The sequence below is a fragment of the Rhizobium altiplani genome (assembly GCF_001542405.1).
Classification (GTDB): Bacteria; Pseudomonadota; Alphaproteobacteria; order Rhizobiales; family Rhizobiaceae; genus Rhizobium; species Rhizobium altiplani.
Genome location: NZ_LNCD01000085.1, coordinates 110226 through 124941, shown reverse-complemented (window position 1 = coordinate 124941; position 14716 = coordinate 110226). Strand labels below are relative to the sequence as shown.

At 60.9% G+C, this 14716-nt stretch carries 15 protein-coding genes and 3 pseudogenes; 13 read left to right on the top strand and 5 right to left on the bottom strand.

Going from position 1 to position 14716, the window contains the following annotated elements; genetic code table 11:
* The first annotated feature begins 18 nt into the window (after positions 1-18).
* The 10 genes and pseudogenes from AS026_RS20475 to AS026_RS43480 all read left to right on the top strand — a co-directional run bounded on the left by AS026_RS20475 (position 19) and on the right by AS026_RS43480 (position 7668).
* Positions 19-1317, top strand: a complete 1299-nt coding sequence (locus AS026_RS20475; RefSeq protein WP_018116828.1) for an extracellular solute-binding protein — start codon at positions 19-21, stop codon at positions 1315-1317.
* A gap of 76 nt (positions 1318-1393) precedes the next feature.
* Positions 1394-2275: an ABC transporter permease subunit gene (locus tag AS026_RS20470; protein WP_018855179.1), complete on the top strand. Its 882-nt coding sequence runs from the start codon at positions 1394-1396 to the stop codon at positions 2273-2275.
* 9 nt (positions 2276-2284) lie between these two features.
* Positions 2285-3127, top strand: coding sequence for a sn-glycerol-3-phosphate ABC transporter permease UgpE (gene ugpE / locus AS026_RS20465; protein ID WP_018116826.1), 843 nt, complete (start codon positions 2285-2287; stop codon positions 3125-3127).
* 11 nt (positions 3128-3138) lie between these two features.
* Positions 3139-4236, top strand: coding sequence for an ABC transporter ATP-binding protein (locus tag AS026_RS20460; protein WP_062371398.1), 1098 nt, complete (start codon positions 3139-3141; stop codon positions 4234-4236).
* A 99-nt stretch (positions 4237-4335) separates the two neighbouring features.
* The gene (locus AS026_RS20455) at positions 4336-4845 is read left to right on the top strand and encodes a cupin domain-containing protein (protein WP_018116824.1); all 510 of its coding nucleotides are present in this window, start codon (positions 4336-4338) and stop codon (positions 4843-4845) included.
* A gap of 96 nt (positions 4846-4941) precedes the next feature.
* Positions 4942-5889 carry a glutathione synthase gene (gene gshB / locus AS026_RS20450; RefSeq protein WP_018855176.1) on the top strand — a complete coding sequence of 316 codons (948 nt, stop codon included), beginning with the start codon at positions 4942-4944 and terminating at the stop codon, positions 5887-5889.
* 266 nt (positions 5890-6155) lie between these two features.
* Positions 6156-6724, top strand: a pseudogene (locus AS026_RS44595) (magnesium chelatase domain-containing protein).
* Positions 6725-6762: 38 nt separating this feature from the next.
* Positions 6763-6894, top strand: a pseudogene (locus tag AS026_RS44235) (ATP-binding protein).
* A gap of 79 nt (positions 6895-6973) precedes the next feature.
* Positions 6974-7251: pseudogene (locus tag AS026_RS44025) on the top strand (ATP-binding protein); the annotation flags it as partial.
* 15 nt (positions 7252-7266) lie between these two features.
* On the top strand, positions 7267-7668 hold the full coding sequence (locus tag AS026_RS43480) for an ATP-binding protein (RefSeq protein ID WP_167354910.1): 402 nt from the start codon (positions 7267-7269) through the stop codon (positions 7666-7668).
* A gap of 48 nt (positions 7669-7716) precedes the next feature.
* Here the strand turns inward: AS026_RS43480 and cysK are convergent, their stop codons facing one another.
* The gene (gene cysK / locus AS026_RS20440) at positions 7717-8679 is read right to left on the bottom strand and encodes a cysteine synthase A (RefSeq protein ID WP_018116818.1); all 963 of its coding nucleotides are present in this window, start codon (positions 8677-8679) and stop codon (positions 7717-7719) included.
* 132 nt (positions 8680-8811) lie between these two features.
* The gene (locus tag AS026_RS20435; RefSeq protein WP_018116817.1) at positions 8812-9429 is read right to left on the bottom strand and encodes a LysE family translocator; all 618 of its coding nucleotides are present in this window, start codon (positions 9427-9429) and stop codon (positions 8812-8814) included.
* Between the two features lie 206 nt (positions 9430-9635).
* Between AS026_RS20435 and AS026_RS20430 the strand changes: the two genes are divergently transcribed.
* A complete protein-coding gene (locus AS026_RS20430) occupies positions 9636-10154 on the top strand; it encodes a Dps family protein (protein ID WP_018855168.1) in 519 nt (172 codons plus the stop codon).
* Positions 10155-10186: 32 nt separating this feature from the next.
* Here the strand turns inward: AS026_RS20430 and AS026_RS20425 are convergent, their stop codons facing one another.
* Entirely contained in the window at positions 10187-11083 is an 897-nt protein-coding gene (locus AS026_RS20425; protein WP_062371396.1) for a DMT family transporter, read from the bottom strand.
* 103 nt (positions 11084-11186) lie between these two features.
* Between AS026_RS20425 and AS026_RS20420 the strand changes: the two genes are divergently transcribed.
* Positions 11187-11657: an Lrp/AsnC family transcriptional regulator gene (locus tag AS026_RS20420; protein WP_062371394.1), complete on the top strand. Its 471-nt coding sequence runs from the start codon at positions 11187-11189 to the stop codon at positions 11655-11657.
* Position 11658: 1 nt separating this feature from the next.
* Here AS026_RS20420 and AS026_RS20415 read toward each other — a convergent pair whose 3' ends face one another.
* Together AS026_RS20415 and dut are read right to left on the bottom strand one after the other, a co-directional pair.
* Positions 11659-12561: a GNAT family N-acetyltransferase gene (locus AS026_RS20415; protein WP_062371392.1), complete on the bottom strand. Its 903-nt coding sequence runs from the start codon at positions 12559-12561 to the stop codon at positions 11659-11661.
* Positions 12558-13028 carry a dUTP diphosphatase gene (gene dut / locus AS026_RS20410; RefSeq protein WP_018855164.1) on the bottom strand — a complete coding sequence of 157 codons (471 nt, stop codon included), beginning with the start codon at positions 13026-13028 and terminating at the stop codon, positions 12558-12560. The genes AS026_RS20415 and dut overlap by 4 nt, the downstream gene beginning before the upstream one ends.
* A 90-nt stretch (positions 13029-13118) precedes the next feature.
* Here dut and AS026_RS20405 point away from each other — a divergent pair, with 90 nt between their 5' ends.
* Complete coding sequence (locus AS026_RS20405; protein WP_018116811.1) at positions 13119-14702, top strand: peptide chain release factor 3; 1584 nt, start codon at positions 13119-13121, stop codon at positions 14700-14702.
* Positions 14703-14716 lie beyond the last annotated feature (14 nt).

Below are 14716 nucleotides of genomic sequence, written 5' to 3'. Positions count from 1 at the left end.
GGTGGAGAGGGATTAGCCATGTTCAAGAAAATTTCTATGGCCGCCATGGCGGCCAGCTTTTCGGCGTCGTCGTCCTTTGCTGCGACCAACATCACCTGGTGGCACGGCATGGGCGGCCGCAACGGCGAAGTCATCAATGAGGTTGCACAGAAGTTCAACGCTGCGCAGTCCGCCTGCGCCCTGACCCCGGTCAGCAAGGGCACATATGAAGAAGCACTTGCCGCCGGCATCGCGGCCTTCCGTTCGGGCGAACAGCCGAACATTCTGCAGGTCTTCGACGCAGGTGCAGCAACCATCATCAACGCCAAGGGCGCTGTCGTTCCGGCCGAAGACCTGATCAAGGACGCCGGCTACAAGTTCGACCGCAATGCCTTCATTCCCGGCGTTCGCTATTTCTACGCCGCCGCTGACGGCAAGTTCGTCGGCATGCCCTTCAACTCTTCCGCACCGATTATGTACATCAATCCGGAAGCGCTGAAGAAGGCTGGCGTCGAAGCTCCGAAGACCTGGGAAGAGTTCGAAGCAATTGCTCCGAAGCTCAAGGAGGCCGGCTATATCCCGCTCGTCCAGTCGCAGTTGACCTGGGAATTCACCGAGAACTTCTTCTCGCGCAACAACATCCAGTTCGCCACCAACAACAACGGCTACGACAGCGTTGTCGACACCAAGCTCAAGGTCACCGATCCGAACCTCATCATGATGTTCGACAAGCTGAAGGCCTGGTCCGACGAAGGCTACTTCAAGTACTACGGCGCCGGCTGGAACGACAACCAGAAGCCCTTTGAAGAAGGCAAGGTCGCTCTCTGGATCGGTTCCTCGGGCTCCTTCGGCGGCCTGAAGAAGACGGCAACGATGCCCTTCTCGGCAACCTTCCTGCCGTATTGGGGTGCGATCAAGGGCGCCGGCACCCACAGCTTCATCGGCGGCGCGGCGCTCTTCGCAATGTCCGGCAAGTCGGCTGAGGAGAACAAGTGCGTTGCCGACTTCTTCCAGTTCCTGACCTCGCCTGAGATCCAGAAGTTCTACCACCAGGCAACCGGTTACGTCGCCATCACCGAGGCAGCCTACGAGCTCGCCAAGAAGGAAGGCTACTACGACAAGGAGCCGGTTGCCGAAGTCGGTATCAAGCAGCTGAAGCTTGATGATGGCGAATGGTCGAAGGGCTACCGCCTCGGCTTCTACCCGCAGATCCGCGAAATCATGGAACGCGAATACGGCCGCATCTTCTCGGGCGAAACCTCCGTCAAGGACGCTTTCGACACCATCGAGAAGGAAGGCAACCAGCTCCTCGAGCGTTTTGCCAAGACTGCCGGCTGATCTAGCCCATTGCTGAAAGACAACGGTTCCGGGGGCGTTGGCCGTCTCCGGAACCGCTTTGCAAAAAGGTCTCGCCATGAAGCGCGTGCAGTTTTCGTCGCCAACGCTGCCTTATCTCTTCCTGCTGCCGCAGATGGCGGTGATTTTCATTTTCTTCTATTGGCCGTCCGTTCAGGCGGTGAAGTCCTCGTTCTTCCTTGAGGATCCCTTCGGCTTCGGCTCCAGCTTCGTGGGCTTCGACAATTACAAGGGCATCCTCGAAAGCGCGGAGTACCGCTCGATTGCCGGCTTTACGGCGATCTTCACGGCGCTTGTCACGTTTTTCTCGCTGTCGCTTGGCCTCCTGCTGGCGGTCAAGGCGGACGCTGTCATTCGCGGCAGCTCGGCTTACAAGACCGTGCTAATTTCGGTCTATGCGATCGCCCCGCCGGTGGCCGGCCTGATCGGCATGATGTTCTTCGACCAGCACATAGGCCCCTTCGTGCGTTTCGCCGCCTTGTTCGGCTGGGACATGAAGATCGGCCTGAACTACTTCGACACGGCCTTTGCGATGGTGGTCGTCTCCGTTTGGAAGCAGATCCCGTATAATTTCATCTTCTTTCTCTCTGGCCTTCAGGGCATTCCCGTTTCCGTTCGCGAGGCCGCGGCGCTCGACTGCCGTTCGGGCTTCCGCCGCTTCTGGACCGTCATCCTGCCGCTCCTGGCGCCGACCGCCTTCTTCCTCTTCGTCATCAACGTCACCTATTCGCTGTTCGATACCTTCGGCATCGTCGACGTGATGGTGAAGGACAAGGCCGCCAACAATCCGATCACCCTTGTCTACAAAGTCTACATGGACGGCTTCCGTGGCAACGACCTCGGCGGCTCCTCGGCCCAGTCGGTAATCCTGATGATTGTCGTCTTCGTGCTCACGGTCTTCCAGTTCCGCTTCCTTGAGCGGCGCGTTCACTACAATTGAGGGGGCGCAATGTATCGTCTCAAGATAACTGATCACATTATCCTGCTCCTGGGCGTCTTCGTCATGATGGCGCCCGTCGTCGTCGCCTTCTTCACCTCGACGCACGAGGCGGCCGAAATTCACCGCAACGGTTTGACGCTCAGGTGGGGGAACCATTTCGTCGAGACCTACAATGCGGTCCTGAACCGCGAAGGTGGTTTCACCGGACAGGTGACCGGCATGCGGATGCTGATGAACTCGCTGATCCTCGGTATCGGCTTTGCCGTCGGAAAGATCGTGCTGTCGATGCTCGCCGCCTATGCGATCGTCTATTTCCGCTTTCGACTTGGAACGCTGTTTTTCTGGATGATCTTCACGACCTTGCTGCTGCCGCTCGAGGTCCGCATCCTTCCTTCCTACGAGGTGATGCACCAACTGCACCTCATCAACACCTATACCGGCCTGATCGTGCCGCTACTCGCCTCGGCAACCGGCACCTTCTTTTTCCGGCAGTTCTTCAAATCGATCCCGGACGAGCTGCTCGAGGCGGCGCGCATCGACGGCGCCGGCCCAATCAAGTTCTTCTTCGACGTCATCGTGCCGCTCTCGAAGACGATGGTGGCAGCCATCTTCATCATCATGTTCGTCTATGGCTGGAACCAGTATCTCTGGCCAATGCTGATGACCAATGACGAGAGCTTCTACACGCTGGTGCGCGGCATCAAGCAGATCCTGCTGGTCTGGGTCGGCGCTCAGATCCCCGATTACAACGAAGCTTTTGCGATCGCGATCCTCGCGATGCTACCGCCTGTCATCATCGTCGTGGTGTTCCAGCGCTGGTTCATCAAGGGCCTCACCGAAAGCGACAAGTAAAGGAAACGCCGATGGCCGCCATCGAAATCAATCAGGTCTCCAAGATCTATACCGGGGACGTGCATGCGGTGAAATCCGTGAGCATCGACATCAAGGACGGCGAGTTCATCGTCCTCGTCGGCCCCTCCGGCTGCGGAAAATCCACTCTGCTTCGTATGGTCGCGGGACTGGAGGAGATCTCCAAGGGTGACGTGAAGATCGGCAATCGCGTCGTCAACAAGATCGATCCGGCCGAGCGCGACATTGCCATGGTCTTCCAGAACTACGCGCTTTATCCGCATATGTCGGTCTATGAAAACCTTGCCTACGGCCTGCGCAATCGCAAGACGCCGAAGGCCGAGATCGACGCCCGCGTCGCGGAAGCCGCGCGCATGCTGCAACTCGAAGCATACCTCGAGCGCAAGCCGCGCGCCCTGTCCGGCGGCCAGCGTCAGCGCGTTGCCATGGGCCGCGCGATCGTGCGCAAGCCGGCGGCCTTCCTGTTCGACGAGCCCTTGTCCAACCTCGACGCCAAGCTGCGCGTCTCGATGCGCGGCGAGATCAAGCGCCTGCAACGCCGGCTCGGCACCACCTCGATCTACGTCACCCACGACCAGCTGGAAGCCATGACGCTGGCCGATCGCCTGGTGGTTCTGAACGGCGGCGAGATCGAGCAGATCGGCGCGCCGCTCGAGGTCTACCACACCCCGGCCTCGACCTTCGTCGCGAGCTTTATCGGCTCGCCGGCCATGAACCTGCTCAAGGGCGAACTGCATGGCGACAAGCTCGCATTGGGGCCAAGCATGATCGACCTTGCGGGGCTTGCTCCTACATCGGGGCCGGTCACCGTCGGCATTCGCGCCGAGGACCTACGCCTTGCCGGTCCCGGCGAACATGCCATGACCGTTGCGGTAGACTATGTGGAAGAGCTTGGTTCCCAGCGTCTCGTGCATGGAAATCTGGGCGACCAATCATTGACGGCAGTCCTGTCCCCTGTGACAGAGCTGAAGTCGGAGTTGCGCCTGGTGGTGGCTACCGAGAAGCTGCATTTCTTCAATCAGGAAACGGGGAAGCGCATCGGCGATACCGTGTCTCCGCAGGTCGTCCAGGTGAAAACGGAAATCGCCTGACGCCTTGGGCTGATCATTCAAATTGTACCGACCGCCTGTACGGTGCCTTTACGACTCTCTGCTATCCCGACAAGGACTGGATAGCAGCGGGGGTTGCTCATGGGTATTCATGTGATGCTGGCGAGCGTGGTCGCGATGGCCGCACGAGTGGTGCCCTTTCCGAGTCTTCCGCAACCGGCAGCAAAGACCTTCGTGGCGAAGTCCGGGGATAACTTCGTCATGCACGCGACGCCCATCAACCCGGACTGGATCATCAGCGGCGAGCCGCAGGCCCGCACCGGCGAGCATTCGCGCAGCAATGATGATGCGGCATATACGGCGATCTGGGATTGCACAGCCGGCGAATTCCGCTGGCACTTCTACTGGGACGAAACGGTGATGATCCTTGAAGGCGGCGTCCATATTGTTGCCGAGGATGGCACGGAGCGGACGCTGGAGGCTGGCGACGTTGCGTTCTTCGCGGCGGGCACCTGGGCCTGCTGGCGCGTCGACAATTATGTGCGCAAGGTCGCATTCCTGAGAAAGCCGTTTCCGAAGCCGGTCGCGCTTGTCTACCGGCTTCGCAGCCTGTTGCGCGGCGAGGCGCCGAAGAGCGGCATCGCGGCCTGAGGAATTCGCCCGCTCGTCGCCCCGGACGCCATTGATTGGCGTTGCTTTCAAGGCATCTGCAGCCTACATCTGTCCGGCATCAGCTAAGGGACGGAAATGGCCAAGATTAAGAATGTAGCGGTCCAGATGGACCATGTTGCCGGCATCAATATTGCAGGCGATTCCACCTTTGCGATGAGCCTGGAAGCCCAGACCCGTGGCTACAAGCTCTTCCATTACACGCCTGAGCGCCTGAGCTTCAGGGATGGCAATCTGTACGCCACCGTGGAGCCGATGGTGCTGCGCGACGTCAAGGGCGATCACTTCGAGCTGGGGGCGCCGGAACGCGTGGATCTGTCGACGATGGATGTGATCCTGCTGCGCCAGGACCCGCCGTTCGACATGGCCTATATCACCTCGACGCACCTGTTGGAGCGAATCCACCCGAAGACGCTCGTCGTCAACGACCCGGCGTGGGTCCGGAATTCGCCCGAGAAGATTTTCGTCACCGAATTTGCAGATCTGATGCCGAAGACGCTGATCACCAAGGACGCGGCCGAAATTCGCCGGTTCAGGGACGAGATGGGCGACATCATCCTGAAGCCGCTCTACGGCAATGGCGGCGCCGGCGTTTTCCATTCGACCAGGGACGACCGCAACCTGTCGTCGCTGCTCGAAATGTTCGGTCAGCTGTTCCGCGAGCCCTTCATCGCGCAGCAATATCTCCCGGATGTCCGCAAGGGCGACAAGCGCATCCTGCTCGTCGACGGCGAGCCGGTCGGCGCCATCAATCGCGTCCCCGCCGAGCACGACAGCCGTTCCAACATGCATGTCGGCGGCCGCGCCGAGGCGACTGACCTGACGGCCCGCGAAATCGAAATCTGCAAGCGTATCGGCCCTGCGCTCAAGGAACGCGGTTTCCTCTTTGTCGGCATCGATGTCATCGGCGACTACATGACGGAGATCAACGTCACGTCGCCGACGGGCATTCGGGAGGTCCGCAAATTTGGCGGCGCCGACATCTCAGCCCTTCTTTGGGACGCGATTGAGCGCAAGCGCGCCTAGCGCTTGGCTTCGCCGCCTCATGCGCGGTGAGGAGAGCTCTTCCGCAAAATTATAATGAGTTTGTGAGCGCCCGGATTGGCATCGATCCGGGCGTTTCCTTACTTTGTTCTGCTAGTGCAACCAACCACAACCTGACTACAGCGCAGGCTTGAATTCGCTCTTTTATTGTTCTTGTTCCATTCTGTTTTCTATGAAAGATTGCAATTGTCGACAATGACACGTCGTTAAACTGTAGTGTAGTGGGATGCGGCACAGGGGATTGGGGCATGGTCGCACGCGTCAGCACGGTTGCATTTCAGGGCATTGAGGGTGTTCCGGTCGAAGTTCAGGTCATGGTCGCGCCCGGGCGGGTCGTGACCCAGATCGTTGGGGTTCCGGACAAGGCCGTTGCCGAAAGTCGAGAGCGCGTTCACGCGGCATTGCACGCCTCCGGCCTGGCTCTGCCAGCCAAGAAGATTACCGTCAATCTGGCGCCGCTGACTTGCCGAAAGAGGGCTCCCACTTCGATCTGCCGATTGCCCTCGGCTTGATGGCCGCTCTCGGCGCGATCCCCGCGGACGCGCTCTCCGGCTACGTGGTTATCGGCGAGCTCAATCTCGACGGCACGATTGCTCCCGTTGCCGGGGCACTGCCGGCGGCCATTGGCGCCAACGCGATCGGCAAGGGCTTGATCGGTCCGGCCGAGAGCGGTGCGGAGGCAGCCTGGGCCGGTCCCGATATCGACATCCTCGCGCCGCGCAGCCTCATCGCGCTTGCCAATCACTTTTGTGGCACCCAGGTTCCGCCTGTCCGGAACCGGGGATCCGCGCGAATACGGCGAACCTGCCTGATCTAGCCGATATCAAAGGGCAGGAGAGTGCCAAGTGGGCGCTCGTGGTGGCTGCGGCTGGTGGCCACAATCTGCTGATGGTCGGTCCTCCCGGCTAGGGAAAATCGATGCTCGCCGCTCGGCTGCCCTCGATTTTGCCATCGCTTTCGGCTGCCGAACTGCTCGAATCTCGATGATCCATTCGGTGGCCGGACAATTGTCCGGCGGAAAGCTCTCGGATCGACGCCCCTTCCGGACCCCCCATCATTCGGCAACATGGCGGCACTGGTCGGAGGTGGTCTTCGAGCGAAGCCCGGCGAGGCGTCGCTTGCCCGCTATGGCGTATTGTTTCTCGATGAGTTCCCGGAGTTTTCGCCGCAGGCGCTGGATGCCCTTCGCCAACCTCTGGAAACGGGCGAGTGCAGCATCGCACGCGCCAATCATCGCGTGGCTTACCCCGCCAGCATCCAGCTGGTTGCGGCCATGAATCCGTGCCGCTGCGGCATGGCCGGCGCGCCCGCGGCCCGCGCTGCATGCCGGATTATCAGGCGCGCATATCAGGTCGGCTGATGGATCGTATCGACATCCGCATCGATGTGCTCGCCGTTTCCGCTGTCGATCTCATCTGGCCGATGCCGGCTGAAAGGAGCGCGGATGCCGCCCGCCGCGTCGGCCGTGCCCGCGATATCCAGCGTAGCGGTTTTGAGGCGGCCGGGCTTGGAGGCGTCGGCACCAACGCTCGCTGCTCAACCGCCATGATCGAGAAATTACGCCGCGCCCGAACCTGCCGGCCTGCAATTGCTCCGCGACGCGGCCGAGAAAATGAGGTTTTCGGCGCGGGGTACCATCGTGTACTGAAGGTGGCGCGCACTCTCGCGGATCTCGACGGTAACGAGACGGTGGGCCGCATTCACCTGGCCGAGGCAATTTCCTATCGCATCGCCGGTGAGCGGCTAAGCACGGCTGCCTGAACAGAAAGGGGCGCCGAGGCGCCCCAGATGCTGCAGAAAAGGCGTTGCCTAGCTTCCAAGGCCATCGAACAGCGCGGTCGAGAGATAGCGCTCGGCAAAGGACGGAATGATCACAACTATATTCTTCCCAGCATTCTCGTCTCGTTGGCCGACTTGGATAGCAGCGGCCAGTGCTGCGCCGGAGGAGATGCCAACGGGCACGCCTTCGAGCCTGGCGACTTCGCGGGCAAGTTCCAGAGCCTCGGGGCCGCTTACCGTAACGATCTCGTCGTAGATATGGGTGTCGAGGATTGCCGGCGCGAAGCCTGCGCCGATGCCCTGGATCTTGTGCGGTCCCGGCTGGCCGCCGGAAAGGACCGGAGATTCTGTCGGCTCGACGGCGACCACCTTGATGCCGGGCTTCTTCGACTTCAGCACCTGGCCGGCGCCCGTAATGGTACCGCCTGTGCCGATGCCGGAAACCAGGATGTCGACCGTACCGTCGGTATCATTCCAGATCTCCTCGGCCGTCGTGCGGCGGTGGATTTCCGGGTTGGCCGGGTTTTCGAATTGCTGCGGGATAATCGCATCCGGGAGCGTCGCAGCCAGTTCCTCAGCCTTGGCGATCGCACCCTTCATGCCCTTCGGACCTTCCGTCAGCACGAGCTCGGCGCCAAGCAGCGCCAGCATCTTGCGGCGTTCGACGGACATGGTTTCCGGCATGGTCAGGATCAGCTTGTATCCCTTCGCCGCAGCGGCGAAAGCCAGCGCAATCCCGGTATTGCCCGATGTCGGCTCGATGAGGGTCGTCTTGCCGGGCGAAATCTTGCCCTGCGATTCCAGAGACTCGATCATCGCGACGCCGATGCGGTCCTTTACGGACGCGATCGGATTGAAGAACTCAAGCTTGGCCAGCAGGTTCGCCTTTACGCCTTTCGCCTTGGCGAGCTTGTCGAGCCGCACGATCGGTGTATCGCCAATGGTTTCGGTGATCGAGGAATAGATGCGGCCGCGGCCAGGTTTCTTCGACATTAGGCTCTCCCTGGGTGAAATGTGCGGAGAGAATAGGGTCAAAGGCGCATGGAAACCAGTCTGGCTTCACCCGCTTGAGGCCATCCTTTGAGAAAAAAACCTTTAACAACCGAACTTTGCCGGTTGAATTTTTCACGCCGTACGGGTGGCGATAAAGGCTGCCGTACCGGCCAGAATGCCTGCCGCTGTCTTGTTCAGCGCCTGCAGCGCGCGGGGCTGCTTGAGCATGATGCGCGCCCGCGACGCCAGCAGCATATAGGGCACCAGAACCACGAGCAGGACGACGAAGGTGGTTGCCAGGAGGGTGCAGTATTCGCGAGGTCCGACGCTGTTGATATTAATCAGCGTCGGCACCAGGGCGACGTAGAAAAGCATGGTCTTGGGGTTGCCGAGCGTGACCAGCAGTCCGGACAGGAAGCTCATGCCGGCACTGCTTGCCTTCTTGGCCGCGATGTCCTGGGGCAGCAGCCCGGCGGTCCATAGCTTGTAGGCGATGTAGCAGAGATAGAGCGCACCGGCGACCTTGATGACGATGAAGACCTCGGTGAAGGTCTGTGCCACGAAGGCGAGCCCGAGGATAACGGCAGTCAGATAGGTCATGTCGCCCAGCACGAGGCCGAGGCCCATGAAAAACGTCTCGCGAAAATTCGAACCGAGCGCGCGCGCGACGATCGCCGTGATGCCCGGTCCCGGAATTGCCGCCGCGATGAACAGCGCCGCAGCGTAAGCTAAAAGGGCGGTGAATGACATGATGTGGACTCCTGCTTCAGCCGCCTTCTACGCCTGCGGCTCGCTCCATTCAAGGAGCGTCGTTCTGTCATCATGCTGCGGTCGCTTGTCGCTATTGACGCTGCCTGTCGCGGTTCTAGTTCCAAGGCGGTGATTATGGCTGGTGGAGCCTGCATCCCCCAACCGCGCCGACACCTGCCACCCGCCGCTCGCCAAAGGAGACACTGATGAGCCCCACTGCCGCCGAAAAGCGCAAACTCGCCCCGCTCGCCACCCCCACCGACCTGAAAAGCAATGCCATTCAGGATATTTCGGCCGCCCTGGCGGCGCTGCTGGCGGATGTCTTTGCGCTCTACATGAAGACCAAGAATTTCCACTGGCACATGTCGGGGCCGCATTTTCGCGACTATCACCTGATGCTCGACGAGCAGGCCGAGCAGATCTTCGCCACCACCGATGCGATCGCCGAGCGCGCCCGCAAAATCGGCGGCACGACACTGCGCTCGATCGGCCATATCGGCCGCCTGCAACGCATCAACGACAACGATGCAGACTACGTCACGCCTGAGGACATGCTGGCGGAACTGCGTGATGACAACAAGCAGCTGGTCTCGCTGTTGCGCGAGACGCACGATGTCTGCTCAGAGCATAATGATTTCGCGACGACAAGCCTGCTGGAGGTCTGGATCGACGAGGCTGAGCGCCGCACCTGGTTCCTGTTCGAAACGACCCGGCAGCAGAAGTAGCCGGTCCTTTAAACCTGAAAGGCTCTAAATCATCAGCCCGCCCGCGTACGCAACAGCTGCGCGGGCGTCCAGCCAAGGTTCATTCCGGCCGCAGCGACCAGAATGACGGCAGCGCCGACGAGCTGCAGCGGCTGCAAGGCGTGTCCGAAGGCCAAACGGTCCACCAGGATCGCCGCAATCGGATAGATGAATGACAGCGCTCCGATCAGATGGATCGGCAGCTTCTGGATCGCGCCATAGAGCAGCACATACATCAGACCGGTATGCACGACACCCAGGGTAATCAGGATCGACCATGACTGGCCATTTGTGGGCAGCTCAGAAAAATTCACCGTCGGCAGCAACATCAGCACGCCGGTCGCCACCTGGATCAGCGCGATAAGATGCGGCGGCGTTCCTTTGAGCCATTTTGCCGCGATCGCCGCGAGAGCGTAGAAAAAGGCGGCACCGAGCGCCAGCAGGATACCGAGGCCATATCCCTCATGGCCACCCGCCGCGGCCGGCTTGGCCTCGACGATGGCCGCCATGCCGGCAAAGGCCAGCGTCAGCCAAAACAGCTTTGCGGCGGTGATCTTTTCGCCAAGGAACAGGGCGCCCAGCCCAAGCAGCATGAAAGGCTGCGTGTTGTAGACGGTCGTCGCGATCGAAATCGATGTGTGGCCGTAGGATGCAAAGAGCAGCAACCAGTTGAGCACGATGGCCACGCCGCCGAGGACAGCGATGCCTGCCGATTTCAGGCTGATGACGCCCGGTCGCAGCAGCCCCATTGCCGCGCATACGACAAGCAGGCTGATCGCGCCAAAGAGGCAGCGCCAGAACACCACGCCGCTCACCGGCTGGCCGGACATCACCACGAACCAACCGATTGTCCCCGATATCAGCATTGCGGCGGTCATCTGGGTCGCGCCGGCGCGGATTTCGCTCTGCATCACATCTCTCCATCTCGATGGATGAAGACTATTGCGGCACTGCGCTGCATTATATAGTTTGCATTAGGTTGGTTGCGGCTCTTTCCTATCATTGTGAGGGATAATGTCTGTTTCGCCTAATGATAATGTGATCGACGATGTCGACCAGAAGATCCTGGAGGCGTTGGCGGAGAACGCCCGCATTTCGTTGAAGGAACTGGCCCAGGCTGCCGGGCTGTCCTCGCCCAGTGCCGCTGAACGCCTCCGCCGCCTGGAAGAGCGCGGGATCATCGCCGCCTTCACGATCGGCATCGACCCGGCCGCGCTTGGATATCCGCTGCAGGCGATCGTGCGCGTTCGGCCGCTGCCCGGGCAATTGCATGTCGTTCAGCGGATCATCCAGGAGACGCCTCAGTTCGTGGAATGCGACAAGGTGACGGGAGATGACTGTTTCATTGCCCGGCTCGTCGTCCGCTCGATGCCGGAGCTCGACACGATCCTCGACAAGGTTGCGGAGAAGGCCGAAACAAGCACCTCGATGGTCAAGGCATCGCCGGTCAAGCGGCGTCTGCCTCCGCTTTCGCGCGAGCGGTAGCTCAGAAGTCGGCCATCGGCGAGAGCATGGCTGGTCGATCGAAGGCGATGGTGCCGGGCGCTCGGATCATCAGACGCGTGTGGCTCTCAAGAGGCTTCGCCTGTCCACTCCAGTCAAGCTTGTCCGGGCAAAACAGCACATCGACGATCTCAGCCTCGACGTCGAGTGCACCAATGATCGTCGCGAGCGACGGGATACTGCCGCCGACGACGTCGAGCAGCATGACATGTCGCGGCGCGTCCATCTTCCATGCAACTGCGGCCCGTTCCCGTTCCAGCCAGCTGATCCTGACGCCAGGATCGAGCTGGGTGTTGATCAGAAACATCGCGGCGCTCTCGCAAACGGCGAGCACGTCCGAGACCGGCTGACGCGTCTTCAAGACGGCGCTTAACATCTCCAGGTCTGCCGTTTCTCGCGGATTGAGACGCCGGGCCGACCTCTGTGCTTTCGGTACCGTCGGTGCCTTGCCGGAATAAGCGTGCAGCGGCAGCACGCGAAAGCCGTAAGGTCCATAGAGCGCCGGCTTGTCGGTGTAGAGCACGATGGCTTCGAAACCCTTCTCCTCGCACCAGGCGAGCGCCTTTTGGGTCAGGTCGCGATACAAGCCGCGCCCACGCCAAGGCGGGCGAACCGCACCGGACTGGAAGGCGGCAGCATTCAGCGGTCGACCGTTGATAACAAGCGGCATTGCAAAGGCCGAAAGATTGGCGGCAAGCAGGCCATCGCCGTCAAACCAGCCGAAGGGCATGCTGCTCGGGTCCGGCCCGCCCATTTGCTGCAACGGGCCGATATCGATAGCGAATGTGTCCTTCAGGAGATCGACCAGTGCCTGCCAGGCCTTGAGGTCGCCGAAATAGTCTCGGCGGAAGGTCAGGCCGGAATGATCGATACCCTTGGAGGTCATACGCCGGTCGAGCCGAAGCCACCAGCGCCGCGCGCCGTGGCACTCGCCTCGGAGATTTCGCAGATATGGGCCTGGATTGCCGGCGCAATCACCATCTGCGCGATGCGCATGCCCCTTGTGATCTCAAACGGCTCTTCGCCGAGATTGATCAACAGGACTTTGACCTCGCCGCGATAGTCGCTGTCGATCGTTCCCGGCGTATTGAGGCAGGTGAGCCCGTGCTTGAAGGCAAGGCCGGAGCGCGGGCGTACCTGGCCCTCGAATCCTTCCGGAATTTCGAAGACGAAGCCCGTCGGCACCAGCGCACGCTTGCCAGGCTGTAGAATGGTCGGCGCGTCGGCATCAACGGCGGCGCGCAGGTCCATGCCGGCCGCCCCCTTGCTTTCGTAAGTGGGCAGATCGAGGCCCTGGCCATTGGCGAGGCGGATGATGTTGAGCGTCGGGCGCGTATCGGTATGGATTGTCATGGGGCATTAGTTTGCGCCCGATGCGCCAAGGTCAATTGCAATGCCGGGCTTTAATCGCTAGATACGCCGCAATTCCACAGGATTCACATCATGGCCGAAAGTCTCGCCGAGGCGGTCTCCCGCCGCCGCACATTCGCTATTATCGCGCACCCGGACGCGGGTAAGACCACGCTCACCGAAAAACTGCTGCTGTTCGGCGGCGCCATCCAGCTTGCCGGCGAAGTCAAGGCAAAGAAGGATCGCATGCAGACGCGCTCCGACTGGATGAAGATCGAGCGTGAGCGCGGCATTTCCGTCGTCACCTCGGTCATGACGTTCGAGTACAAGGACAATGTCTTCAACATTCTCGATACGCCCGGCCACGAAGACTTCGCCGACGACACCTATCGCACGCTGACGGCCGTCGATGCCGCGGTCATGGTGATAGACGCCGCCAAAGGTATCGAGCCGCGGACGCTGAAGCTGTTCGAAGTCTGCCGCATGCGCGACATTCCGATCATCACCTTCATCAACAAGATGGACCGCGAAAGCCGCGACCCGTTCGAAATCCTGGATGAAGTCGAGGAAAAGCTGGCGCTCGATTGCGCGCCGGTGACGTGGCCGATCGGACGGTCGAAGACCTTCTGCGGCTCCTATCACCTCGCAACGAACGAGGTGCGCGGTGCCGACACGCAGGAGATCATGACGAAGGTCACCGATCCCGAGATGGTTGCCCATCGCTTGCCGGAAAACGAGCGCGACGCGTTCGTCGAGGAGACGACGCTGGCGATCGAGGCCTGCAAACCCTTCGACAAGAAGGCCTTCCTCGAAGGCCATCTGACGCCGGTTTTCTTTGGTTCGGCGCTGCGCAATTTCGGCGTTCGCGACCTCATTGACGCGCTCGGCGAGTTTGCGCCGCCGCCGCGCGACCAGGTGGCCGATATCCGCACCGTGCAGGCGACCGACAACAAGATGACCGCCTTCGTCTTCAAGATCCAGGCCAACATGGACCCGAACCATCGCGACCGCATCGCCTTTGCCCGCATCTGCTCCGGCAAGCTCGAGCGCGGCATGAAGGCTCGCCTGTCGCGTACCGGCAAACAGCTCGGTCTCACCGCGCCGCAGTTCTTCTTCGCCTCGCAGCGCCAGCTGGCCGATACGGCCTACGCCGGCGACGTCGTCGGCATTCCCAACCACGGCACGCTGCGCATCGGCGATACGCTGACGGAAGGAGAGTCGCTGGTGTTCCAGGGCGTGCCGAACTTCTCGCCGGAAATCCTGCGCCGCGTACGTCTGGAAGACGCCATGAAGGCGAAGAAGCTCAAGGAAGCGCTGCAGCAGATGGCTGAAGAAGGCGTTGTCCAGCTGTTTTCGCCGGAAGATGGTTCGCCGGCTATCGTTGGCGTTGTCGGCGCCCTGCAGCTCGATGTTCTGAAGGAACGCCTGATGGCCGAATATGGCCTGCCGGTTTCCTTTGAAATGTCGCGCTTTTCCGTCTGCCGCTGGATTTCGGCCGATCAGCCGGCGGAGCTCGAAAAGTTCATCACCGCGCGTCGCGGCGATATCGCGCGGGATCTGGATCATGATCCGGTGTTCCTGGCGCAGGACAGCTTCTCGCTGCGTTACGAGGCCGAGCGCTATCCGGCGATCAAGATGGCCGCCCTCAAGGAATATCACGCCGTCAAGGCGGCGTGATATTGGATTGGATA